Here is a 24021-nt window from a genome sequence, read left to right as displayed (position 1 = left end):
GGTGCCTGTAGCCTCGACGGCGATTAAACATTTATTAGAAATTCACTTAGCCAAATATCTAAAAATAGGATAGTCGCCTTGGTAGACTCCACACCTAACAGCAACTCAAGCTCAACCAGTAAAACCAGACCCAAAACAAAAAGTTCGCCTAAGTCTTCGTTAAAATCCACGACTAAGGCCGGCACCTCCATGCATGTTCGTAATGTGCATAAAGATGGTTACCCAATGGCGGCGTTGTGCCAGGCACACCCAGCATTATCTGGCTATGTGATTAATGCAAAAAGCGGCAAAAAGAGTATCGACTTTGCCAACCAAGACGCCGTTAAAACCCTCAATGCAGCATTGCTTATCTATTATTACGGGCTGAAAACCTGGGACATACCTAACGGCTACCTGTGCCCGCCAGTACCTGGGCGCGCCGATTATATTCATGGCATAGCCGATGTGTTGGCATCTAGCAATAAAGGTGTTATCCCAAAAGGTAAAAGCGTAAAAGGACTGGATGTAGGCATAGGCGCTAATGCTATTTATCCTATCATTGGCAGTCAAAGCTATGGTTGGCAGTTTGTGGGAAGCGACATCGATGTGGTATCGGTAAAATCGGCTAAATCAATCGCTACAAAAAATCCTAAGCTTACTCCTTTATTGTCGGTTCGAAAGCAGCCGAATAAAACGAAAATATTTGAAGGTATTATTCAGCCTAACGAGCACTTCACTTTCACGATGTGTAACCCACCTTTTCACAAATCTGCTGAAGCGGCTGCGCTTGGAAGCGAGCGCAAAGCCATTGGCCTTAAAGGAAACAAGCACAAGCGAAGTGGTAAAAAGCCTCGAATTGATGCCAATGCTGATATTAACGCTAATACAAACGCCTCTGCTAAAGCGAAGCCCGATATCAGTAACATAAAGCTAAACTTCGCGGGAACAGGTAACGAACTGTGGTGCGAAGGAGGGGAACTAGCCTTCATTCAGCGCATGATTATTGAAAGTGTAAAGTACAAATCACAAGTAGATTGGTTTACTTGTTTAGTGTCTAAAAGCGACCACTTAAAAGCCATTGAAACCAGTATAAATTACTACGGTGCAACGAAGTTTCTGAAAGTAGATATGGGGCAAGGGCAAAAGCAAAGTCGCTTTGTGGCGTGGACGTTTATTGAATAAGCACATTGAACAATGGGGACAGAGTATGTTAATTAATGAACGATCATTAAAGTACTCTAACCCCTTTTCGTTTATTTAGGAGAGTTCAATTGTTTCTCAGACTGGTTCGAAACCTCGTACTTCTTAGCTCAACATTGCTCTTTTGTTCTGTTTCTACTGCTGATACCAAAATAGAGAGAAAAATGTATAACCCGTGGGAGGCAGAAATTGGTTACTCCCAAGTGGTTATTGCAGGTAACAACGTTTACCTATCTGGTATCGCAAGTGACAAAGCTACACTGGAAGAGCAAGTAAGGGAAATCTATACCCTTATACAAAATACCCTGAAAGATAATAACTTAGGCATGGAAAGTATCGTAAAGCAGGTAATTTATACCACTGATATTGAAGCGTTTAAAAAGCTGGGCAAGGTGCGAAAAGAAAAGTTTAAAGAGGGCCAATACCCAAGTTCTACGCTAGTAGAAGTACAGAGGCTCTATAGCCCAAACCACATGATTGAAATAGAAGTGGTTGCATTTAAAGAGTAGACGTATCAGAGAATTAATTTAGCCATCGCTTGAATTATGAGAATGTAACCAAAAGAGTGTAATAGAAGGACATATTAGGACAACTCTAAGGAGCTCTGATGATATGGCGTAAAAACATCAGCGTCTTATACATAGATGGTAGTGCTGGTTTAGCAGTGGGCTTAGCGTTATTTGCCTTTGCGGGATGGGTTAGTGAGCTTTATCAATTGCCCCTTAACACTATTCTTTTCCTGGCAAGTGCAAACACTATCTATGGCTGTTATGCATTAGCGCTGGCACTATCAAACAAGAAAAGCTTGATGAGCATTAAGGTTCTTGCCATCGCAAATAGCGTTTGGGTGGTTGTTTGTGCTGCTATCGTTATCTTGTATGCCCACATAGCAAGCCCAGTTGGTGTGTTTTTCATCTGTGGCGAAGCATTATTTGTCGGTTTGTTGGCAGTTTACGAATGGAAGAATAGATTCTTACTTTCGAAAGAAGATCGCTAAATAGTAGGGCCAGAGTATATTAGTAACCAGTAAAGTGCTCTGCCCCCATTTCGGTTTACTCGCCTACTATGTCAGTGGTTTCGAGTGCTACATCGATACTATTCGCTACCCCAGGGTAAGCTGATGATAAAGTGCTTCCATCTTCATTGGTTAAATCGCGCATATTTTTCTGAACGGTAATGATAGAAAATAAGCTAAGTATAAATGCCATACCGTAAAATCCTTTTTCACTTAGAAACATGTCGGCATTAAAAAGGCCTATACCCAGCAGGGCAACAGCACTAAAAAAAGCTGCCCAACACATACCAACGAAAACAGTGGTAGTTGGTAGGCCTTCTTGTTTATCTCTTACCGTCTTTTGTAAGGTTACAGCTGAAAACATGGCTAAAATGAATATTGCCAAATAATAGCCTTTTTCATTAAGTAGAATGTTGGCGTTCCATAATCCAACAAGGTAGCCAATAACTCCAATCGCAAGGGAAGCCCATGTTGCTGAGATATATGCTTGTGTTGGTTTATATATTCGATGTGATGTTGTTTGCATTGTTATAAATTCCTTTTGAGTTATCTTTAACCCTACTCGAGTTCCTTTGAAAATATATCTAACCGCGGTTAGATATATACTTTTAATTATCAGCATCCTAGTCTATTCGAACCTCCTTGTTAACAGTGTCAGCCATGCAGCGTAAACACTCTTAATTTCCTCAATTACAAGTATGTCGCAATAAGTCTCTAGCTTGTAGGTGGCCTACCGAAAAACGGCTTACTGACGAAATTCTGATTTTACAAGCAATTACATGGAAGGTTAGTTTCCAAAAAATACTGAAGCAAATATACGAACATTAGTTGTATTAGTAAATACGCACACGTAAATGTGCTTGATAGTGCTTTGCGCCATAATAGGCTTAGATAGAAAAGCGAGTAAATCTTGCGATGCACGTGTAGCTGCGGTTTATGATTCAAATGGGAGGGGGCCTTGGTTTACACAGATACCAAGACTTATGAATGGTGTAAAATAGAAGAGTAAACAACCGAACACAAAATAGGGCATCTTATGATGCCCTTTACTATTTTTAACGGTTTCCAAATTGCTAAAGCCTAAGCTTATAGCTAAAGACTAAAAGCGATAAGTGGCCGATACACCAACAGTTCTAGGGTCGACAACGGCGGCATAACCTCCGGGGTAGCGTGCACTATCAGGCTCTTGCGATACCAGTGCAGTTTCATCAAACGCGTTATCTAAATACGCAGTAAGCAGCCAGTTGTCAGAGGTATAATTAGCAGTGAAGCGGGCTATTGTATAATCGCCGGCAACCCGTTCTGCGGTATTGGTGAAGTCGCCAAAGTATTCGCCTATGTAACGAACAGAGCCGCCAACGCTGATGGCATCTGTCACCCAATATTTGGCACCTACATTAGCGTTAAAGCTAGGGGCTGAGTTTAATTCATTGCCCTGCGCATCGGTGTAATCCTCACCGGCATCTTTAATGTCTGAATGAAGTAGACCCATTCCAGCGTTCACTTCTATACTATCTGTTACATTAGCATGCACTTCTAACTCAGCGCCGTATGTCGCCACACTTGGCATATTGGTAATGAATCGTGTAGAGCTGAGTGCTTGAAAGCCATCGTAATCGTTGTAGAAAATGTTGGCACTAATAAAACCAGTACCATTTTCAAACTGGGTGCGGCTGCTTAGCTCGAACGTATTTACCTTCTCTTCTTCATAGTAATAGTACTCTTGCGCGGTAAAGTTTAGTGCACCGCCTCCAGCGTTATAGCCCTTGCGCGCACTAAACGCTAACGTAGTTTGTGGTGTAAAAGCGTATTGAACAACGAACTTAGGCAAGAATATGTTGGTATCGTCATCAAGATTCGAATCTATTGGCTCGTAAACAAAATGCCTAGACTGGCTTTCTCGTTCTACTCGAACACCCGCAATAATATTGAGCTTATCTGAAAGCGCAAACGTGGTTTCGCCATAAATAGCGATAGATTCGCTTTCATCGCTACCGTAGTAGGGGTAAGCGCCGGTGCTCAAAATATCTTGCTCACGCTCGAAATAATACAAACCTACAAAGCCATCAATGTTGTTGTTCGGTAGGGCGAAGTTAATTTTTGCATCTACTGTTACGTTTGTTTCATCAAATACCAACGTTTGCTCTGCATCATCCGAAGCTTCATAAGTGTCAAAGCCCCACTCATAATCCATATAGGAAACAAGCAAGTCGAAAGACATGTTGTCCGAAATTGAGTACTGAGTATTTAATGCTGTTGTTGAGGCCGTTGTACTAATATCTCGAAAGTAGATACGATTATATTCTTCTAAGTTTTCTAACGCGTAGTAAACTCGTCCAGTGTCACCTTCTTCATTGTTGTAGGTATGCGAAAGCGTGAAAGATAAATCATCATTTGGCGTCCATAGTAATTTACCACGCACGCGCTGGGTTTCAATTTTATCAATATCATAGTCGGGTGAGTTTGATTCATAACCCTCACCATCGGTAATGGTATCGGCATTCAAGTTTTGAACGCTCAATCGAAACACCAGTTTATCTTCAATAAGCGGGCCTGAAATTACTCCTGCAGTATCTATGTATTGATCGTTGTTTCTGTAACCTATTCGAGCAGCGCCTTCCCACTCTTGGCTAGGATCATTCGTCTTAATATAGACTGCGCCACCAATACTGTTACGCCCATTACTGGTAGATTGCGGGCCGCGGTATACTTCAATTTGTTGTAAATCCCACATGCCTGAGTCGCCACTTAAATCAGCCACAAAAGGTTGCGATACGCCATCAATTAACGTCATTACCCGTCCGTTCGCACCACCGGAAATAGAATTGAAACCGCCTGCCGCACCGTTTCCAGAAACCCCTCGAATGTCGGGCAAGGAACCTGAAGGAACTACCACATTAGCAATATCAGAAATAGCATCAGATACCGATTTATATTGGGTGTTATTAATTGCCTCTTCGGTTAAAACAGAAATTGACGTGGTTGAGTCTTTTAATGAACGGTTCGCTTTTTCACCAATAACCACAATCTTTTCAATATCAGTGATATCTCTATCTGGGGTTTGTATCTCTTGTGCATGCACGCCGCTTATGGCAGAAGAAATGGCGAGTGCTAGCAAAGATGTACTTGGTAAAAGCCTTGATGATAGCCGTGTTGAATTTCTATCTGAGACGTTTTTTGTGGTGCCGAAAGCCATAATAGTTTTTCCTTAAAGTAAGTGTAAATGAGCGATGTGGCTACCTTCGAAGGAGCGCTTATTATTATTGGGTTTTAGTTTAAAAGTGCAGTTTAGAATGGGAAGGTTGCGCCAACGGCTAGCGCAACTAACTACACGGTGAAAATACTCATTTCATTTGCAATTTTCCTAAGTATTTTGTTATCTGATTAAGCCCACACCGAATCGATAGGAATAGCCGAACGGCGTTTTTGTAAATGACGGGCGGTAGTTAGCAGAGCTAGCAGTATCGTTGCTGATACTAAGCAAACCCCAATATCAATGCTTGCAGATAAACTACTGCTGCTGAAATAAAGGGTAATGCCAATAGTGGCTAGGAGCAGCAAGCTCGATAGGTACAGTGAATCGATTGCGGCTTTTATTGGCGTCACAATGAAGCTGTAAAGTACAGGCGTGAAAAAACCGATGTAATAAGCGATAAGCTGATAAGTTCGAATATTGGGGTTATCGATTGAGAACACTTTCGCTGCTAGCAAAGACAAAACGATACCTACAACCGTACCAGCACACACGCCAACGGTAAGCCGCGCCATAATACGAACTGAGCGTTTTTGCTCTGCGGGTGCCTTATTCTGAATTTGTTTTTTGCGTCTAGACTCAACCCAAACCACGTTGCCCGTTAAAAATAACAGTGCGCCGCTTAAGCCCATAGCAAAGTAAACCCAGTGAATAAATGAGCCACCAAATCCGCCAAAGTGTAGGGTAAAGAAACTATTCACTACCTTTCCTGGCACACCAGAAATTGACGGTAGCATAGCCGTGTATCCAGAGGATGCGGTGTAGGGATCGGTAACCCAGAAAGCGTAATCGGGGCCACGTATAATTTCCCCGACTAATTCTCCACCTACTAGCACTCTTGCACGGGGAGTCCCTAGGCCTGCAAAGCGAAGCTCTGCAATCTCGAATTCGGGTTCAATATCGGTAATTTCTTTGGTGAGCTGGGCAATTGAAATTAGATTATCAACGCCTCGGTTCATCTCTGTAGGAGCGGGTCGGTTGAACATAGGGCTGTCTTTATAAACCCATTGTTGCATGCTGCCATACAGAATATCGTGGTAGGCAAATACCACGGTGGTGATGGCAATAATAATGTGAAAAGGCAGAGCGGTAATGCCCAGAATATTATGAAAATCGACCCAAAATCTTTTTCCGTTCTTCTTTTTCCGTAAGCTAAATAAATCTTTAAACCATGTGGGTAGGAAAATGACTAAACCTGACACTATGGCCACAAAGTACAAAATCGATACAAATCCCATTACGAAAATGCCTAACGCATCATGATCATCGCCGCCAGGAATACCCGCGGTACGGTGTATATGGTCGAGAAAATCGCCAATAGCTGAAATATGGGTTTGTTCGCTTACCAATTCCCCTGAGCTATCTAATGAAGCATGCCAAAAGGTGTGTGTATGTGTGGCTTCATCTTCAATAGTCCAAGTAACTGGGGCATGATTTGGTTGGGCAGAAGGAAGATAAACCGTCATCTCTTTACTAGCGTCGGGGTGGGTCTGTAAAACGGTTTTAATGAGGCTGTCATATTGGTTTAGTTCAATAGCTGGTAGCGCATTTTTTTCGTGCATAGCCCATATATTTAGTGGCGCCTTGAACATGGTTAATGCACCGGCCACAAAGCAAATAAATAACAGTAAGCCTGAAATAATGCCGGTCCAAATGTGTACTTGCTGATAGCTTTTATAATTCTGTAATTTCATTGGTGTTACCCCAGAACCTGTAAGACGGAAAATTCAAACAGTGTAATAAGCGAGAGCAGAGCCAGTGGCAGCCAAGGTTTTTTAGCAAAAAAGATAAGGCTTATCGGGGTTAACCAAAAAGGGACTATCAGCCACATTAAAAATTGGCTCTTCACATCAAGCGGTGTATTAGAAAGAAAAAGAAGACTAATTAAACTGCTAGTGAATAATGCAAAGGGAAAACTAATTAGTGTTGCTCCAATAGTTTTTAACCACCAGTGCGCCTTAAAGGTAGTGTAACTCTCATCTCTAGTGAGCCCTGTACCGCGAGAGCGTACAGATTTAAGAGGTGCGGTGTAACGGGTAAAGAAAGGAAGGGTTCCCAACAACAACATACACAGCGTGATAATGGTATAGATGGCGGCAGGTAATGAAAACGTTAAGCTGAATATTGCCGTGCTTAACACCAATAGCGCCAAGGCAATTAACAGTGCAGTGTTAAATGATAGTAGACTTTTCTTAAACCATTGTTGGTTCGGACAACCTGCGTAAAACACGAGATTAGCCAGTAAACAGACGAGTGCGCCTATCAATATTGCCGAGTTCACCTTTACTGCTCCTTGCAACTAGGGTTGTGACAAGTGCGCATTTTTTGCGCGAGATATTTTAAAGTGGCAGTAGACTAAAGTTTAACTTTCACCAATGCAAATAAAAATGATTTTTATTTGTAGTTTTACATTTTTAGATCACAAATTCAAAAAAACGGTACAAAATCAACTTTCTAAACCTCTGTTTAAAGGCGAATTGCTATTCAGCTAAGGCATGGGTTTACAAATCAAAATCAATCTTTCTACCTTTGGCGTGGGTATGAATTTGTAGGTAGGTTTGCGATTGGTTAATGCAGCATTGATTATCACAGTATTTGAACCTGTATTAACTCAGTATTTAAAAGATTAAACAGTAGGTAGTATATGGAAAATGTAAAAGTAGCCTTAGTAACAGGTGGCGCGAAAGGCATTGGCGCAAGTATCGTTGAAAAGTTAGCGGCAAGTAATTTTGCCGTGGTCATCAATTACGCCAGTAGTAGCGATGCGGCATACGAACTCGTTGATAAAATCAAAGGTAGAGGTGGGCAAGTGATTGCTGTGCAAGCTGATGTTTCGAAAACCACTCAGGCAGAAAGTTTGTTTGAAGCAGCGTTGCAGGAATTTGGCAAGGTAGACGTATTGGTGAACAATGCGGGCGTGATGGTGCTTTCAACACTTAACGAAACGAGCGATGACGATTTTAATAAACAATTCGACGTTAATATGAAAGGGGTATTTAACATGCTTCGCTTAGCCTCAAAGCATCTTCATCAAGGCGGCAGTATTATCAATTTATCCACCAGTGTAGTGGGGCTGAAATTAGAGCGTTACGGCGTTTATGCTGCTACAAAATCTGCGGTTGAAACCATGTCGGCTATTTTATCAAAAGAGCTTAGAGGTAAGGATGTCGCGGTAAATTGTGTAGCGCCGGGGCCTACTGAAACTGATTTGTTTACCGAAGGAAAATCCCAAGAGTTCATCGATAAGCTTGCCAATATGAGCCCCATGGAAAGGCTAGGCCAGCCAGAAGACATAGCGAATGTAGTTAACTTTTTAGCCAGTGACGAAGGGCATTGGATTAATGGGCAAGTGTTACGAGCAAATGGAGGAATTGTTTAACATATCGCGATAAATATTTTAATAAAGGTAAAGTTCTTAAAACTCAATTGAAAATGATTCTTATTTAGGTTAAGGTGCGCGCCAAATTTTATCCCTTTATACTTTAGTGGAGTATAAAAAATGTCGCGCAGCACTACCTCACTTGGAATTTTTCTTTCTGGCTTATCTGGGTTCGTTTCTCTTGGACTTAGTTCTACTAATGTTTACGCTCAATCTGCTATACCCCCACAAGCTGCAGTTCATGCAGAGTCTAATGGACAGGCTCAAGAGGGTGAACCTGACACGGTAGAGCGTGTTGAAGTAAAAGGGAGGGCGCAGCAGTTTTATTTAGATACCAAAACCAAAATTGGTACTAAAACTGATGCCGATCTCATCGATATTCCCATGTCAGCACAAGTACTTAGTGCGCAGCTTATTGCTGATCAGGCTGCTCGTGATATTACCGACTTGTATCGCTCTATCGCTGGCGTCAGCGAGTACAGCTATTCCGGCGTGACATTTCGCGGCTTTCGAGACGAAGACAACGTATTTTATGATGGTGTAAGGGGCGACCCTTACTCAGGCTTTAGTGTGCCTGACTTATTCAATGTCGCCAGAGTAGAAGTACTGAAAGGTCCTGCGGCAGCGTTATACGGCGGTGGTGAACCTGGAGGCATGATTAATTACGTCACCAAAAAACCTACCTTTACCGAAAATAAAGAAATAACCCTAACAGGTGGTAACTATGACCTTCGCGGTATTTCAGGTGAAGCGACAGGTGGGCTAACAGAAGATGTAGCCTATCGAATTGGTGGCTTTTATGAAGTCCAAGATAGCTTTAGAAATAACGCAGATATGGAAAATATCGAACTTGCTGGCGGCTTACTTTACGATGTTAGCGACAACACTCGATTAACCACTACCTTCGATTACATAGTACAAAACCTAGGTGGTCATCGACTTCGCGGCGTACCGGTAGATGATGAAGGTAATTTCCTTGTTGATTTAACCTATAACGCGAATGAAGAAAGTGACTTTCAAGATATGGAAGCATTTGTTTTTCAAACCCAGTTAGCACATACCTTTAGCGACGCATTAAAAGTTAATTCTACCCTTCGCTATTTAACGAATGAGCGAGATCAGGCTTATCACGAGTCCCGCAGTTGGGTTGATGTTAACGGTGACGGCGAAGCCAATATTGATGACGAGACCATTCAACGTGAATATCGAGACCAATACCGCGCTAACGATGAAGTCAGCTTAACCACCGACTTTGTTTACGATTTCAACGCAGCTGGTGTGGAGCATCAGTTCCTGTTTGGTGGCGATTGGCACTATATGGACACAGAGTACGATTACTTACGTGCTCGGTATGAAGCTGACGGCGTGGCCAACTTAAATATCTTCACCTTAAATTATGGCGAAACCGACCCTAGTACCTATAACCTGACCGACTTAGATAGAGACGGCATACGTCGTAATCGTCAGGGGTTGTACATTCAGGATATGATGCACCTGACAGATAATATTATTGTAATGGCTGGCGCACGCTTCGATAGGTTTGACGAGCGAGACAAAGAAACTGGTACCGAATACGACGATTCAGATGTAACGTATCGTGCCGGTATTACTTACAAACCTTTTAAAGCGATGTCGATGTACGCCAACTATTCCGAAAGCTTCAATCCTGTTGATGCTACTGACCAAGCTGATGCCAATGTTACCGCACTAGAGCCGGTTAGCGGTGATGCCATTGAGTTCGGTGTGAAAAACGAATGGTTGAACGGCAGCATTATGACCACATTCGCCGTGTACCACATAAGTAAAGAAAACTTAGTGTATAGCAACCCAGACTATATTGAAGGCGTGAATGACGATACCGAGTCAGCACTTATCAATTTTGGTGTAGTAGAAAGTGACGGTGCTGAATTTACCTTGGTAGGCGATATAAGCAATACCATCAGCGTAACTGCAAATTACGCGTATAACGATACTATTGTGGTTGACGGTAGCTCAAGTAACACTTTTGGTGCGGGCGATAGATTTGTAAATGCACCTCGTCATCAAGCCGGGTTGTGGACAAGATATGCCATCGACAGTATCGACTCATCGATTGCTTTTGGAGTGAATTATGTGAGCGAGCAAATAAGTGCAGATGCACAAAAGGTGAAGCCTTTCACTGTATTTGATGCAAGCTGGACAACGCGATGGGACGCGGTTTTACTTAGCGTAAATGTGAACAACCTGTTTGATAAAGAATATGCAGTAAGCGGATTTAGCGAAAGAAATGGCCACTTTCCAGGGCAACCTCGCGAAATTATCGCTCAGCTTCAATATAACTTTTAATAAGTGCTAAGCAAGTCTACATGGATTGCAATTCACAGTTGGGTGGGCGTTAAGCTTTCCATCCTGCTGTGCTTTATTGTAGCTACCGGCACGCTTTCTGTGGTGTCACACGAAATTGATTGGTTAGCTAACCCTGCAAAACGGGTTGCCCCATCAACCGTAAGTGATATGAATTGGCAGGCGGTTTATGTACAAGCTCTTAATGAAACTGCGAAATTAGCCACCCCTGTACGAAAAATAGAATCTATCCACGCGCCTCTTCACCCTTGGTTCAGTGCAGAAGTTATTTATCGAGATAAGGATAGCTTGCGGCATCGCTTGTTTTTTCATCCCACAACCGGTGAATATTTAGGTGACGGACGCTGGTTAAATTGGCAGCGTTTTTTTCGTGTAACCCACCGGCATCTAATGTTACCGCTAACCCTTGGTATTACCATTGTAAGTGCCTTTTCTATTGCTATATTAGCCCTACTGATATCTAGCTTATATATTTATAGGCACTGGTGGAAGGGCTTCTTTCGCAAGCCTCGTTGGCGGCACAGACAAACCCGTTGGGGCGACTTTCACCGAATCGTGGGTGTTTGGAGCTTGTGGTTTTTGCTTGTGATAGGGCTTACCGGCAGCTGGTATTTAGCTGAGCGTTGGGGCGCAGCCGCTCCTAGTACAGACAAAGGTTACGCTGTAACCGATGACGCGATAAATGAACCTGTAATGCCAACGCAAACCTCGCTTAACACTATGCTGCATATTGCTCGCGTGCAATTCCCAGCCCTTAGTATCGAAGAAGTGCGCTTTCCTAACAAAGCGGGTGGGGTAGTGGCGTTTCAAGGGCAAGCTAGTGCAATACTGGTACGAAACCGAGCGAACACTATTCAATTTGACCCCGTTTCTGCTGAAGCCGTTTTTAAGCAAGATGGTAGTGATTTCTCGTTACATACCCGTGTTTCAGAAGCAGCCGACCCGTTGCATTTTGGCGTGTGGGGGGAAGTGCAAGGAAATACGGCTAAGTTATTGAGTAAGCTTCTGTATTTTATATTTGGTGTTTTTCTTACTGGCCTTTGTATAACTGGCACTTACATGTACGGATTGCAAGTAGGGCGAAAAGGTAAAAGTATTTCTTCTAAAAGCTCACCGATGAAAAATGCCCGGCTAACAGTCAAATCACTACCCAATACTCCGTTTCGGACCTGGCAAGCCGCTTTACAAAAGGTGGGGTGGGTAGCGTGGTTCTTTACTTCTGCTGTTATTACTTGCTTGGGCTATGGAGCCTATATCTATTTACCTTTTGGCGGTTAGTAAAGACTTTCTTCTCTATTTTTATCAATACAGATGTTAGCTTATCTTAAAAATAATTATCTGAATGTGAATGTTTATCATTTGTGTTTGTGGTAGCATCGCGTTTTTTGAAAGCTACTGTCAGTTTTGTGTAAAGGGAAAACAAAGATGCAACTTAGTCGCACATCAGTAAAAGTTCGTTTAGGCCTTAAGTTAGGCAAAAGTTTGGGTCTAGGCTTGGGTCTGAGCGTTGGGGGCATTGCATTATCGAATGCGGCTTACGCAGAAGAAACAATGACAAGCGAAAGCGAAGTAGAAGTAATCAAGGTAAAAGGTACCTATTTTAACGACTATAAAGTAGGTGATGCTTCCGGTGCTATGCGTGCTAATGTCTCATTGCTTGAAACCTCTCAAGCAGTAACAGTAATCCCTGAAACTATTATTGATGAGCAGCTTGCCACCACGTTAGGGGAAGTACTCAATAACGATGCAAGTTTGTCACCGGGTTCTAAACAACGAAACCGTGAAGTATTCAGCTCTCGTGGCTTTGAATTGAGCTCTTCTACCGGCTATTTACGTGACGGACATCAACATTGGTCTCACTATCAACAGCCAATCGAAACGCTTTCAAGAGTAGAGGTTATCAAAGGGCCTTCAAGTATTCTATATGGTCAGTCTGCACCAGGTGGGCTTATTAATATGGTAACCAAGCAACCTACGGCATCTCGTTTATTGGAAGTTAGCGCAGACACCGACCAATATGGTTCTACACGATTTATGCTAGATGCTGGTGGCGAGATTACCGAAGATACAGGCTATCGCGCGGTATTGGTAAAGCAGGATGTTAATTTCGATCGCGAATATCAAAATGGCGAAACAAGAGAGCGTGATCGTTTCCTAGGTTCATTGGTGCTTGAACATAAAATTAACGACAGCTTAATAGTGAATGCTTATTACGATCGCACTAACGATAAAGCAGGTTTAGATACCGGCGCATGGTTAGATGAAGATGCTAACGTAATAAGTAATAGAAATACCATTAACGACTTCTCGTGGGCGTTCACTGATATCCATGTTGAAAACAAAGGGGTTAAATTAACCTATTTCATGAATCCAGAGTGGCAAGTGAAGGTGGGTTACAACGAGCAATCGTTTGAAAGACAGCGTTTTGAATCATCGCCTCGACTTCCTTCAGACTACGAAATTGGTAACAGCTATACCTCTAACCCATACGATCGTTCAGATGATTGGCAATTTAAAACCGCGTTTATCGATTTTAATGGTGAAGTTTCGTTTGGTGGTATTGAGCACAATATCCTTATTGGCGGAAACTCACTGGATTATTATTATGGCCAGCTTATCGAAAGAGGGGATTCAATCACCTACACCGTAGGGCAACCAGAGCCTGCTAAACCAGATTTAAACTTCAATAATGATGAAACCTTAAGTACCACTGAATACGATTATTACGGTGTGTATTTCCAAGATTTGATGACGTTTAACGATCAATGGCAAGTTGCCATTGGTGGTCGCTTCGATAAGCAGAGTCGTGAAGGCGCTGACAACGAATCTTTATTGCCAAAAGTTGGGGTGTTGTATCACCCAGCAGAGAACAGCACGATTTATGTGAACTACTCAGAAGGGTTTGAGCCTCAATCAAGTGAAACCATTGAAGACGAACTTGATCAAAACTTTGGTATGGAATTAGATGCAACTACTTCAAAGCAAGTAGAGTTGGGCGCGAAATGGGAAGTATCAGAACGTCTATTGTTAAATGGTGCACTATTTAATATAGAAAAAACGGGAACCCTTATTTCAGAGCAGTTATTGAACGACCCACTTTACACCACGGTTACTACCCAATCTGGTAAGCAAACTCACAGAGGCCTAGAACTTGCTGCACAAGGTGCGGTAAGCGATAAATGGTTTGTGATGACATCTATGATGTACTTAGATGCTGAGTATGAAAAAGACGAGAACTTTGAAGGCAATACGCCAGTTGATGCGCCTAAATGGTCAGCGTCATTATGGAGCCGCTACGAAGTTACTGAGAAATTAGCATTAAATGCGGGTATCTTTTATCAGGGCGAGCGCTATGCTGACAACGCCAATACTGTGTTAAAAGACGCTTACAGCCGTGTTGATATAGGTGCGACATACCGTACTGATATTATGGGTAAACAAGTTGATGTAAGGTTAAATGTAGAAAACGTATTTGATACCAATTACCTTGTTGGTGGCGGAATTAACAACGTGACTATTGGTGACGGTGCGACTGCTCGCATAGAATTCAAAACGTCTCTGTAATAGCGTTTATACGGTGAAAATAGCATGGTAAAAAAATACTGCTGAAAAGCACCGTAATAATTAGCCGTAATACTTAACAGCCCTCTAGCTTATTTAAGCTAGAGGGCTGTTTTATTTACCCAGTATATATCGCATTATTTAAGCAACTAACCACACTAAAAGCCTCCTTAAACCCTTTCGCCTTAAATCGCACCAAAGTATCTTCTTTTTAAAATACCTTCTTTTAAAATAGACAGCGCTTCAAAACATCTTCGCATTAGCAACTTGATTTACTGACTACGTTGTATTGTGTTCGTTAAGCACACGCTGATTTATCAATATTGTCATTAGTTGTTCCAGCGCTCAAATCCCCAGTTGTTAAGTAACCAGTATTTAGAGAATTCACGAGTTCATGTGGTGCATCTACACATAAATAGACTTCGGTAGGGCGTTCACAAAAGGTACCCATCAGCGTGAACCAATAAACGGGGATTGAAAACGTAAGCTTGATATTCGCCGTACCGCGACCTATTTTTAATTGCTCTTTGTCGCATTTCCACTCGCCTGCTTCACAAGCTTTAAGGTGCGATAAGGGAACAAAAAGCAGATTGAAAAAGGTGGCATTCACAATGAGGTGATTATTGTGACAATAAACAGAAAAGCGCCTGCTAATTCGATGACTCGCCGTGACACTAACAATGCAATAGAAAATGACCGACGCGACAATAATGGCGGCAATTTCACTCCATAAAATTAATAAAGAATAAGATACCCACGTAACAGCAATTAAGCCTAACAGTACTAAAGCGAAGTGCCATCGTTTGGCGCTGAGTAAGGATAAATTGGTCAAAGTGGCAGTATGGTTTCTTGTAAACTTAGGAATAGCGTAGTACCAGCTAGCCGGCTCGCTGGCCATAATTAAGGTTATTTCTCTTTTCTTATCGTCCGCATCAATATTGTCAATTAACGTGTTAATTCGAGGGTCACCTTTAAGCTTTCTTGATTTCCAGAGCATTGAAACCACGTGATAAATAACCACAAACTCAATAATAAGCAGTATGGCGATAATGGGGTAGCGTACCAGGCTTAAAAATTCAAAGTAACTAGCAAGAGTGTCGGGCATGGAATAACGGGCCACCACGCTGGCAATACTGAACGGAATAATAATCTTCCATTTTTTCTGCTCACCGATTTTAATTACACAAAACCAAAAAACAGCGGGGAGTATTACAAAGTAGGCAATCAGGAAGCCAGCAGAAAGTATCTGGTCGAATGAAGAGCTAATGGTTTCTGGTAATAAGGTGAAGCCTAAAACGTAAGTAGCAACGGCGAATAATAAGTAAAGTAGCCTAAAGCGAATGGCCTTGCGCATGAAACATCCTTGTAAAATTTATAACTCAATGATTTTTGGTTTTATCTTTGTCTTCAAAAAGGTAAGTTATATTGCGCGATAAGGCAATTTTTAGTGGCTTTGGCGATTAAACCTTTTTTAGGAGCTTCGCCCTAATGGTGCCGACTATTCTGGTGCCTACTATGGTATGCACTACTTATCAATTTGAAATAATTGTCGGCTTTACGACAGTGTGAAGTGCTTTTTCTCGATAATCTCTCCCCAGTATAAGAAAAAGTTTACAGGTAGCTAAATGAAAACGCTTGAGCAGCATTTAAGTGAGTACGCTAAATACCATAGAGATCAGCGTAATATCTTTACCCATTACATTGGTATTCCCCTTATTGTTTTTGCGTTTTTAAGCTTGTTAAGCCGCCCGGCTTTTGAAGTTACAGCGCCAATTGTAGGTGCATTATTGCTAAGCCCTGCGTTGCTCGTGTGGGTAATAGGTAATGTATTTTACTTAAAGTTAGATGTGAAACTTGGCTTAACTATGGTGGTGTTAACAGGGGCTTTGCTTTACATCGCACAGCCTTTAGCGCAGAGCGCAACATGGTTATGGCTATCTGCTTCAATCGGTATTTTTGTTGGCGGCTGGATTTTACAATTTGTTGGGCATCATTTTGAAGGCAAAAAACCAGCCTTCGTAGACGATATTATGGGCTTGGCTATTGGGCCGTTGTTTGTGGTTGCAGAACTTGGTTTCGAATTGGGTTTGCGAGGAGAACTTCAAGCGAAAATTGAAGAAACTTCAGGTGCAGTGCATTAGTTAAAACGCCCAATTGGTACACAATGAAGCACGCTTCGTTAGTTAACGAAAATATTGAAACAGCGCGAGCAGAAAATGGCACCTTTTCGGTGCCATTTTAGTTTTTTGTTTAGCCACGCATTTTTGATAGCGTTTCTTTGCGAAGTTGTAGCTTCGATTCTGCAAACGCTTTCGCAGGCAACATTTTAAGTTTTTCAGCATAGCCCATTGCGGTAGCAAGTACTTGATCTTGAGGCACTGCTGCATCCAAATAGCCCACTTTTACGGCTTCCTTCCCTGGATATACGCGCGAAAAAAGTAATGCTTCGGTTAAAGAAGTTGGAGCTAAACGTGACTTCGCCAGTTCCATACCAAACGCAGGTAAAACCATGCCGATAGCGGTTTCGGTTAAACCATATTTAGTGTCACCATCTTTACCTATACGTAAGTCAGCGGCCATCAAGAATATTGCCCCTAGCGCGATACTATGGCCTTCAGCGGCAACAATAAGGGGTTTAGGATAGCTGTACAGCCGTATAATTAAGTCGGCACCTGCTTGCACTAATTTAACTTGTTCGGTTTTATCTTCAGCTTTCATAACGGAAAGGTCGAAGCCGCCGCAAAACTTATCGGCACCGCCGTACATTACTACTGCATCAGCTTTTTGCTCAGCTTCATCTAATGCGTTATTTAACGCATCAATAAGGGTAAAGCCCACTGCGTTTACTTTCCCGTCATCAAAGGTAATAAGTGCTACCTTGTTTTCAATTTTTAATTCGAAAGCCATCACTGCCTCTTTATTGTTAATACTATTGGGGGAGTTTGTTTTTAGTGACGCTAAGAAGCAAGTTTTTTTAAATAATGAAGGGTATTGGCGTTCGCTTATAATTGAGTTTTTGGCAGATTGTGGGATAGAGCCCGTGATCTATATTCACGCATTTTACCCTACTAAAAGAAAGCATTTTTCCGCGCGTAGAATCAGGTACGCTGACAACTTAGCAATTCAGGCGTACACTCTTTTTCTAGCTTATTTCTAATTACTTACGTTAACCATACTATGCTTCCAAAATTAAAAATTCTGATCATTGAAGATTCACAAGAATTATTAGAGCAACTGTCTGACAGTATTCGCTCTACCATAGAACTGTTCGACAGACCGGATATCGAAATGAGCGTTGTCGAGGCAGTTTCAGTATCACGCGCCCTTGATGTGGTAAGAAACGACGGCGAAATACAGGCTGTGGTATTTAGCTGGGATACCACGGTTTTACTTGATGAAGTGAGTATGAGCACAAGTCTTAATCAGGCTAAGAAGAAAGAAAAACCAAAGCTAGAAAACAATGCAGTAGTGATTAGTGCTATTAAAGCGATCCGCAGAGAGTTGCCTGTTTATGTATTGGGCGACGCTATAAAGGGTTTAGATATTGTGAATCAGGCCAGTGGCATGGAGTCGTTTTTCTATCGCAATGATATTATTTCCGATCCGGAATCTATTTTGGGTTACATCATCAACGATTTTGATGACAGAAACGAAACGCCGTTTTGGACCGCTTATAAAGACTATGTGGTAGAAGCGAATGATTCTTGGCATACGCCAGGTCACAGCGGTGGGGCAAGCTTTAGAAACTCTCCCTACATCAGTGATTTCTACCGCTTCTTTGGGCGAAATGTATTTGTGAGTGATTTATCAGTAAGTGTTGACTCCCTCGGTTCACTTTCAGATGGTACTCACGCTATTGGCAGGGCTCAGGCGAATGTCGCCAATACCTTTGAAGTTAGGCAGTCTTATTTCGTGACTAATGGTTCATCAACCTCAAACAAAATTATTCTGCAAACCTTACTGCGAGAAGGCGATAAAGTCATCGCTGACAGAAATTGCCATAAGTCGGTGCACTACGGCATTGTGCAAGCCCGCGCTATGCCCGTGTATTTAGACAGCGTGTTCAACCCAGACTACGGTATATTTTCACCGCCTCGTTTGTCGCAGTTAAAAGAAGTTATTGAAGCGAATACTGACGCTAAGCTGATTGTGCTGACGGGATGTACCTACGATGGCCTGCTTACTGATTTGAAACAAGTGGTGGCACTAGGGCACAAACACGGCATTAAGGTGTTTATCGATGAAGCGTGGTTTGCCTATTCCTTATTTCATCCTCAGTTTAGAGAGTATTCCGCTATTGAAGCCGGTGCTGATTACGTTACCCATTCAGCACATAAAGTAGTCTCGGCGTTCTCTCAAGCCTCGTTTATTCACGTTAACGACCCTGACTTCGACCGTGATTTCTTTAAAGAGATTTACAGCATTCACACCAGTACATCACCAAAATACCAGCTAATGGCATCCCTTGATGTGTGTCGACAGCAGTTAGAAATGGAAGGCTATAAAATACTTAACGAATTATTGGCCAACGTAGAAGAGTTGAAACAACAGGTAGCGCGTTTTAGCCGAATTCGTATTTTAGAAAAAGCAGACTTTGCGCGTGTATTTCCCCATTTTGAGCAAGATAACACGGGGCACGACCCGCTTAAAATTCTTATCGATATTTCTGCATTAGAATATTCGAATCAAGAAATTCATCGATTTTTGATGGACGAAGTGGGGTTAGAAATAGAGAAGTTTACTCATAGCACTATTCTAGTATTGCTAACATTAGGCGGCATGCGCTCTAAAATTGTCAGACTATATAACGCCCTTAAAAAGCTAGATGAAGGCAAGGTTTCGCTGAATAAAAGCAAAAGCCGTAGTGTTATACCAGCCACTATTCCGCCCATCAACTTAGTCGAACTACCCTCTAAAGCGTTTTTCGGGAAGCGGGAGTCTATCGATTGGCAAGACAGTGCGGGGCGTATTGCCGCTGGGTTGGTGACACCTTACCCGCCGGGCATTCCACTGCTTATTCCTGGACAATTAATAGAGGATGATCACATTAACTATTTGCGGTCTTTGTCTAATCAGAAACTCACCATACAAGGGCTTTACGATGGTGAGCTCTATGTTAAATGTCCTGATTAATGAGTGTAAGTAATTGTTAGTAATAACAAATGATTATACTGTGGTTGAGTTTAGGGTTTTTGAATTATTACTTAAGATAAAGTGCATTTAAGCGTTGACTAATCGCCATATTATTTCTATGTTGGTAAATAAAGTGATTAGCCAATGCGCTAGGCAGCAGTATGGAAGATGTTCATTTGAGGGATACAAGCGGCGAATTTACCGAAGTGTTAAACGCTTGGGTAATTAATAACGATTTAAAAAGTGCCAATCAGCTTCGTAGTATTGTCTACTATCATTTAAAAGGCATGGTGAAAAAGCAAATTAGCAAAAAAGCGGGGTCTGACAATGCGCTTAGCCTGCTCGACAAGCTTCCTAATACCACCTCACTCCTTCACGATGTCATTATCAAACTGACTGCTCCTGATGAAATCTTTGAAAATAGGCAGCAGTTTTATGCTTCTCTCGCGGTGTTTGTGCGCTGGATGCTGCAAGATGAAATTAAAAAGCGCTCTGCGAAAAAACGCACTAACGATTTAGAAGACATGCTACAGATAACCGACGCTTCTATCGACTCAGGTTTATATCTTAGTTTCGACAATGCGTTATCTTCACTCGAAAATGTATCTAAGCGTTGTTACCAAATAGCGCTTCTTCACTATTATCTAGGGCAAAATGTAGGCGAAATAACCTCTCAGCTCAATTTAAGCGAATCTACGGTTTACAACGAATTGTCGGCGGCGAAAGCCTACCTTCGAGTTCAGTGCGAAGCCGCATAGTTCACCCCGCCATAATGTTGTTCAGTTAAACCATAAGAGCTATTCATGAAGTTTGAAAATGCCTTACTCTTTTTTCAGCACCTTATTGGGTTGGATGAAGCTAAAATGCGCGAAAATTTGTCGCAGTTATGTCCCAAAGAAGCCCCAATATTTGCTGAAACCTTGGCATTGATCGATGCTCATTATGCGAATCAACAACGAAGTGGCTTCACACAGTTAGTGGGGGCTCAAGCCGATTTATTGTGTAATGATAATCACGCGAAATCTCTAGAAGGTAGCCAAGTTGGGCCTTACCTGTTGAAGAAGAAGCTTGGTCATGGCGGAATGGGGGCAGTGTATTTAGGTCAGCGAAATGACGGATTAATTGAGCAAAAAGTCGCGATTAAGTTTGTTTACTCATCTATTGCAGATTTAGCGGGTGATAACTTTATACAACGAGAGGCGCAACATTTAGCCAATTTAAATCACCCTAACATAGCTAAAATTTATACCATCGATGTCACCGAAGAAGATATACCCTATTTGGTCATGGAATATATTGAGGGCGCGCCTCTATCTGAGGCACCATTACTAAAAAAAGAAAGTTTGTCGGGCAGCACAAGTGCACATCTCACAATATTGATTAAACTTTGTAGTGCGCTGTTTGAAGCGCATCAAAGCGGTATTATTCACGCTGATATTAAACCGTCGAATATTATTGTGGATGAAAATAACCAACCCAAATTACTCGACTTTGGTATTTCTCACTCGTTAAACCATCCAGATAACCAACAGCTGACCGCAGTCAGTAATCATTTTGCAAGTCCTCAACAACAATGTGGCGACCAAGCAAAGGTAACCGATGACATCTATGCGCTAGGTAAAGTGATGGCGTTTATGTTTCAGCATCACACCACCAATGCTGAATTTGAGGCGGTCATTCAAAAAGCTACATCTAGCGACCCGAAGGAACGCTTTCAAAGTGCCGAGCAATTTAACGATGCACTGGAATGTTTATTGGCTAATCGGCCACTTAAGTGGTTTAAAAGCAGCAAGCCATATTACTATAAAAAATGGTTTCAACGTTCGCCTGCAACTGCGTTATCGGCCTTAATCATCCCTTGCGTGCTGGTGTTGGGGGCGGCTGCGCTGTTTATACAAAATAAGTCGTTAATACAAGAGTCTAAGAAAACACAGCAGACACTTTCTTTTTACGACGAGTTATTTTTGGCGCACTCACCACAATCAGAAGGCGGTGGCGCGTTAAGTGCCGCTGACTTTATTAACCATGGTGTTGATATCGCGTTTTCCACATCGCTGAGCGATAGCGAAACCCGCGCATCGATTGTGGCCACCTTATCGCAAGCGCTATTGAACTTAGGGTACGTAGAGAAAGCTAAGTACGTTATTGAGCGATTAGATACGGATGATGCTAGCGGTGCATTGATGCAGGCAAAAATAGCGTATTACAGTGGTGACGTTAACGGCGCGATGCAGTGGCTTACAAAACATAATAATGATTACCCCAGTACCTTTGAAAGCGAATTTCTGAAAGCTCAGATTGAGTACGCCGAAACACAAAGCTCGCAAGTGTTAGATACGCTAGCGAATCTTCTAAACAAGTTCGACAAGCAAATGTTGCCGGAAGATAAGTTTAGGCTGCAAAAATTCCAATGGGAAATTTTGCTTAGACACGAGCCTGCAACGTTACTTACTAGGGGGGAGGGGCCCTTGCCGTCTGATATGCCTACCCACCAAAAAGCATGGTTTGAAGGTATGAAATCATTAGCGTTAGCTAAAACCGGCGATATGAATAGCGCAGCAGCACGAATGAAATCATCATTGGCATTAGGTGAGCAAGCCTACAATGCAACCAATCCAGAGCTCGCGCAATTATATGGATACCTACTAGAAACCGCGGCGCTAATAGACGACCCACTTGTGGTAGAGTTTTTACTTAGTAAGCAGCAAAGTATTTACCTTGCACTAACGCCCTTGTTTGAAAATCAACTTATAAAAGTTTATGAGCAACAACACAACTATTATGCCTACGGCAAAATGTATGCTCAGAGTGTGTCTTTTATTGAATCTGCGGTAGCCTTGTGTGAACAACAAAGCCATTGTGCTCGGTTAAAGTTAAAACAAGCAATAGCCTTATATCTTGTTAATGATTTCACAAGTGCGCTATCGGTTATTAAGGCAGCGGAAATAAAAGCGCCGAAAAATAATGACGGCGCGTCCAACGAAAATTTAGCGGCTTCTTTCTCATTTTTCTTCTCGCTGGTGGCATTGAATAGTGAAATAGGTTTGGGATCTGCGGTGAAGCAAGCTGATATTCAAGCATTGGCCGCAAAAGATACCTTGGGTGAACATACCGCCTATATTATCCATACTGCTTTACGTGCAGGATTTACTGATTTAGCGATTGAATATGGGCTCACACATACTCAAAACGATGATATCGAAAGACACTTAGCCCTGGCTTCGGCGTATGCGGTTAAGGGAGAGAAGCAAAAAGCTGACGAAATGTTAGCAACATCGAGCTCGCTTCCCATAAGCAAAGAGTATGGCGATACGCTTGCCAGTATTTTGCCCCCAGAGGTATTAATAGCACCTGATTTTAAGACCCTTCATATGGTGGCGTTAGAGGGGCAAAATCGCTTAGTGAGTAATCGAAGAGTTGCTGGGGTAACCGCGCCAACCCACGGGGATAACCTTAAAATGGGTACGCCTTTTACCTTTAAGTGGAATAAAGATGCCCTTAAAGGCGAAAGCATTTCTTTGTATATCAATCATAAACTAAATTTTGAAGCCAAAGCGTTTGATTCATTTGAAAACATACAAGGCTTGCGCTGGCAGATGTTTGCTAAGCAAGTTCCTAATACGGGCGAAGTAGAGATAGATCCTTTCTTTCTTATGGCAAATGGCGGGCAGGGCTTTAAGGTAATGATGGTATCCGATCAAGGCTATTGGTCACTCAGTGACGGCTCGTTTGGTGTACTAAATGGCACTGCGATAGATAACGGCATTACCCATTCCATCAATCCTCGTTTACTCGTTGATGCTATAAGTAAACCTGAAGCTTCTGAGGTTTATAATGTGGGCGAGCGTAATACTATTGAATGGGATAATGCCGCGTTAAAAGGCGATGCCGTAGGGATATATGTACTTCACGACAACCCTATTAATATTGGCAACGGACGCAATGCGCAGATCACTACTGTGTTGAAACGACGTTGGTATTTAGTGACAAGTAGGACACCCAACTCGGGAGAGTATGGGTTAGATCCAGCGCAATTTAATGGTCAAGGAAATGCCTATAAAATACTTATCATCAGTGACTCAGGGTATTGGGCTGTGTCCGATGAGCGATTTACGGTAGTTAATCCGCATTAACAGCATCTAAGAACACTTAAAAACA

Annotated in this window: 18 protein-coding genes; 11 read left to right on the top strand and 7 right to left on the bottom strand. The window is 42.2% G+C overall.

All coding sequences use genetic code 11. The features are described 5' to 3' along the window. Nucleotides 1–23: 23 nt before the first annotated feature. Complete coding sequence (locus tag AVL57_RS21320; protein ID WP_167542088.1) at nucleotides 24–191, bottom strand: hypothetical protein; 168 nt, start codon at nucleotides 189–191, stop codon at nucleotides 24–26. Here AVL57_RS21320 and rlmF point away from each other — a divergent pair. The 3 genes from rlmF to AVL57_RS14030 all read left to right on the top strand — a co-directional run bounded on the left by rlmF (nucleotide 190) and on the right by AVL57_RS14030 (nucleotide 2176). Next, nucleotides 190–1161, top strand: a complete 972-nt coding sequence (gene rlmF, locus AVL57_RS14040) for a 23S rRNA (adenine(1618)-N(6))-methyltransferase RlmF (RefSeq protein WP_057790370.1) — start codon at nucleotides 190–192, stop codon at nucleotides 1159–1161. The two genes, AVL57_RS21320 and rlmF, sit on opposite strands and share 2 nt — an antisense overlap. A gap of 89 nt (nucleotides 1162–1250) precedes the next feature. Beyond that, nucleotides 1251–1688, top strand: a complete 438-nt coding sequence (locus tag AVL57_RS14035; protein ID WP_167542087.1) for a RidA family protein — start codon at nucleotides 1251–1253, stop codon at nucleotides 1686–1688. A 98-nt stretch (nucleotides 1689–1786) separates the two neighbouring features. Beyond that, a complete protein-coding gene (locus AVL57_RS14030) occupies nucleotides 1787–2176 on the top strand; it encodes a hypothetical protein (protein WP_057790374.1) in 390 nt (129 codons plus the stop codon). Between the two features lie 55 nt (nucleotides 2177–2231). Here AVL57_RS14030 and yiaA read toward each other — a convergent pair whose 3' ends face one another. From yiaA to AVL57_RS14010, 4 genes are all read right to left on the bottom strand, one after another. Further along, the gene (gene yiaA, locus AVL57_RS14025) at nucleotides 2232–2720 is read right to left on the bottom strand and encodes an inner membrane protein YiaA (protein ID WP_057790376.1); all 489 of its coding nucleotides are present in this window, start codon (nucleotides 2718–2720) and stop codon (nucleotides 2232–2234) included. A gap of 573 nt (nucleotides 2721–3293) precedes the next feature. After that, nucleotides 3294–5390, bottom strand: a complete 2097-nt coding sequence (locus AVL57_RS14020; protein WP_082604864.1) for a TonB-dependent receptor — start codon at nucleotides 5388–5390, stop codon at nucleotides 3294–3296. A gap of 188 nt (nucleotides 5391–5578) precedes the next feature. Then, nucleotides 5579–7141, bottom strand: coding sequence for a PepSY-associated TM helix domain-containing protein (locus tag AVL57_RS14015; RefSeq protein WP_057790379.1), 1563 nt, complete (start codon nucleotides 7139–7141; stop codon nucleotides 5579–5581). Between the two features lie 5 nt (nucleotides 7142–7146). After that, on the bottom strand, nucleotides 7147–7728 hold the full coding sequence (locus AVL57_RS14010; RefSeq protein ID WP_061093592.1) for a hypothetical protein: 582 nt from the start codon (nucleotides 7726–7728) through the stop codon (nucleotides 7147–7149). Nucleotides 7729–8091: 363 nt separating this feature from the next. Between AVL57_RS14010 and AVL57_RS14005 the strand changes: the two genes are divergently transcribed. From AVL57_RS14005 to AVL57_RS13990, 4 genes are all read left to right on the top strand, one after another. After that, nucleotides 8092–8826, top strand: coding sequence for an SDR family oxidoreductase (locus AVL57_RS14005; protein ID WP_057790383.1), 735 nt, complete (start codon nucleotides 8092–8094; stop codon nucleotides 8824–8826). A 120-nt stretch (nucleotides 8827–8946) separates the two neighbouring features. Beyond that, a complete protein-coding gene (locus tag AVL57_RS14000; protein ID WP_057790385.1) occupies nucleotides 8947–11151 on the top strand; it encodes a TonB-dependent siderophore receptor in 2205 nt (734 codons plus the stop codon). A gap of 3 nt (nucleotides 11152–11154) precedes the next feature. Then, on the top strand, nucleotides 11155–12447 hold the full coding sequence (locus AVL57_RS13995; RefSeq protein ID WP_082604866.1) for a PepSY-associated TM helix domain-containing protein: 1293 nt from the start codon (nucleotides 11155–11157) through the stop codon (nucleotides 12445–12447). 273 nt (nucleotides 12448–12720) lie between these two features. Next, nucleotides 12721–14733, top strand: a complete 2013-nt coding sequence (locus tag AVL57_RS13990; protein ID WP_138118209.1) for a TonB-dependent receptor — start codon at nucleotides 12721–12723, stop codon at nucleotides 14731–14733. Nucleotides 14734–15028: 295 nt separating this feature from the next. Here AVL57_RS13990 and AVL57_RS13985 read toward each other — a convergent pair whose 3' ends face one another. After that, nucleotides 15029–16084, bottom strand: a complete 1056-nt coding sequence (locus tag AVL57_RS13985) for a hypothetical protein (RefSeq protein ID WP_057790389.1) — start codon at nucleotides 16082–16084, stop codon at nucleotides 15029–15031. A 271-nt stretch (nucleotides 16085–16355) separates the two neighbouring features. Here AVL57_RS13985 and AVL57_RS13980 point away from each other — a divergent pair, with 271 nt between their 5' ends. Further along, a complete protein-coding gene (locus AVL57_RS13980; protein ID WP_057790391.1) occupies nucleotides 16356–16871 on the top strand; it encodes an Mpo1 family 2-hydroxy fatty acid dioxygenase in 516 nt (171 codons plus the stop codon). Between the two features lie 109 nt (nucleotides 16872–16980). Here the strand turns inward: AVL57_RS13980 and AVL57_RS13975 are convergent, their stop codons facing one another. Further along, nucleotides 16981–17637, bottom strand: coding sequence for a crotonase/enoyl-CoA hydratase family protein (locus AVL57_RS13975; RefSeq protein WP_057790393.1), 657 nt, complete (start codon nucleotides 17635–17637; stop codon nucleotides 16981–16983). A gap of 270 nt (nucleotides 17638–17907) precedes the next feature. On the opposite strand from AVL57_RS13975, the gene AVL57_RS13965 reads away from it, so the two are divergent. From AVL57_RS13965 to AVL57_RS13955, 3 genes are all read left to right on the top strand, one after another. Next, nucleotides 17908–19863, top strand: a complete 1956-nt coding sequence (locus AVL57_RS13965; protein WP_057790397.1) for an aminotransferase class I/II-fold pyridoxal phosphate-dependent enzyme — start codon at nucleotides 17908–17910, stop codon at nucleotides 19861–19863. A 161-nt stretch (nucleotides 19864–20024) separates the two neighbouring features. Further along, nucleotides 20025–20621, top strand: coding sequence for an ECF-type sigma factor (locus AVL57_RS13960; RefSeq protein WP_057790400.1), 597 nt, complete (start codon nucleotides 20025–20027; stop codon nucleotides 20619–20621). Between the two features lie 45 nt (nucleotides 20622–20666). After that, nucleotides 20667–23996, top strand: coding sequence for a serine/threonine-protein kinase (locus AVL57_RS13955; RefSeq protein ID WP_057790402.1), 3330 nt, complete (start codon nucleotides 20667–20669; stop codon nucleotides 23994–23996). The last annotated feature ends 25 nt before the right edge of the window (nucleotides 23997–24021 follow it).

Origin of the sequence: Alteromonas stellipolaris (assembly GCF_001562115.1) — a bacterium.
Classification (GTDB): Bacteria; Pseudomonadota; Gammaproteobacteria; order Enterobacterales; family Alteromonadaceae; genus Alteromonas; species Alteromonas stellipolaris.
The sequence above is the reverse complement of the archived record's forward strand: the minus strand, read 5'-3'. Positions and strand labels throughout refer to the sequence as shown.

Coding starts and splice junctions, on each gene's coding strand:
- AVL57_RS13975 (WP_057790393.1), bottom strand. CDS start 17,637: ATGGCTTTCGAATTAAAAATTGAAAACAAGGTAGCACTTATTACCTTT.
- AVL57_RS14015 (WP_057790379.1), bottom strand. CDS start 7,141: ATGAAATTACAGAATTATAAAAGCTATCAGCAAGTACACATTTGGACC.
- AVL57_RS13980 (WP_057790391.1), top strand. CDS start 16,356: ATGAAAACGCTTGAGCAGCATTTAAGTGAGTACGCTAAATACCATAGA.
- AVL57_RS14030 (WP_057790374.1), top strand. CDS start 1,787: ATGATATGGCGTAAAAACATCAGCGTCTTATACATAGATGGTAGTGCT.
- AVL57_RS14020 (WP_082604864.1), bottom strand. CDS start 5,390: ATGGCTTTCGGCACCACAAAAAACGTCTCAGATAGAAATTCAACACGG.
- AVL57_RS13960 (WP_057790400.1), top strand. CDS start 20,025: ATGGAAGATGTTCATTTGAGGGATACAAGCGGCGAATTTACCGAAGTG.
- AVL57_RS21320 (WP_167542088.1), bottom strand. CDS start 191: ATGGAGGTGCCGGCCTTAGTCGTGGATTTTAACGAAGACTTAGGCGAA.
- AVL57_RS13990 (WP_138118209.1), top strand. CDS start 12,721: ATGACAAGCGAAAGCGAAGTAGAAGTAATCAAGGTAAAAGGTACCTAT.
- rlmF (WP_057790370.1), top strand. CDS start 190: ATGCATGTTCGTAATGTGCATAAAGATGGTTACCCAATGGCGGCGTTG.
- AVL57_RS13965 (WP_057790397.1), top strand. CDS start 17,908: ATGCTTCCAAAATTAAAAATTCTGATCATTGAAGATTCACAAGAATTA.
- AVL57_RS14005 (WP_057790383.1), top strand. CDS start 8,092: ATGGAAAATGTAAAAGTAGCCTTAGTAACAGGTGGCGCGAAAGGCATT.
- AVL57_RS13955 (WP_057790402.1), top strand. CDS start 20,667: ATGAAGTTTGAAAATGCCTTACTCTTTTTTCAGCACCTTATTGGGTTG.
- AVL57_RS13985 (WP_057790389.1), bottom strand. CDS start 16,084: ATGCGCAAGGCCATTCGCTTTAGGCTACTTTACTTATTATTCGCCGTT.
- yiaA (WP_057790376.1), bottom strand. CDS start 2,720: ATGCAAACAACATCACATCGAATATATAAACCAACACAAGCATATATC.
- AVL57_RS14000 (WP_057790385.1), top strand. CDS start 8,947: ATGTCGCGCAGCACTACCTCACTTGGAATTTTTCTTTCTGGCTTATCT.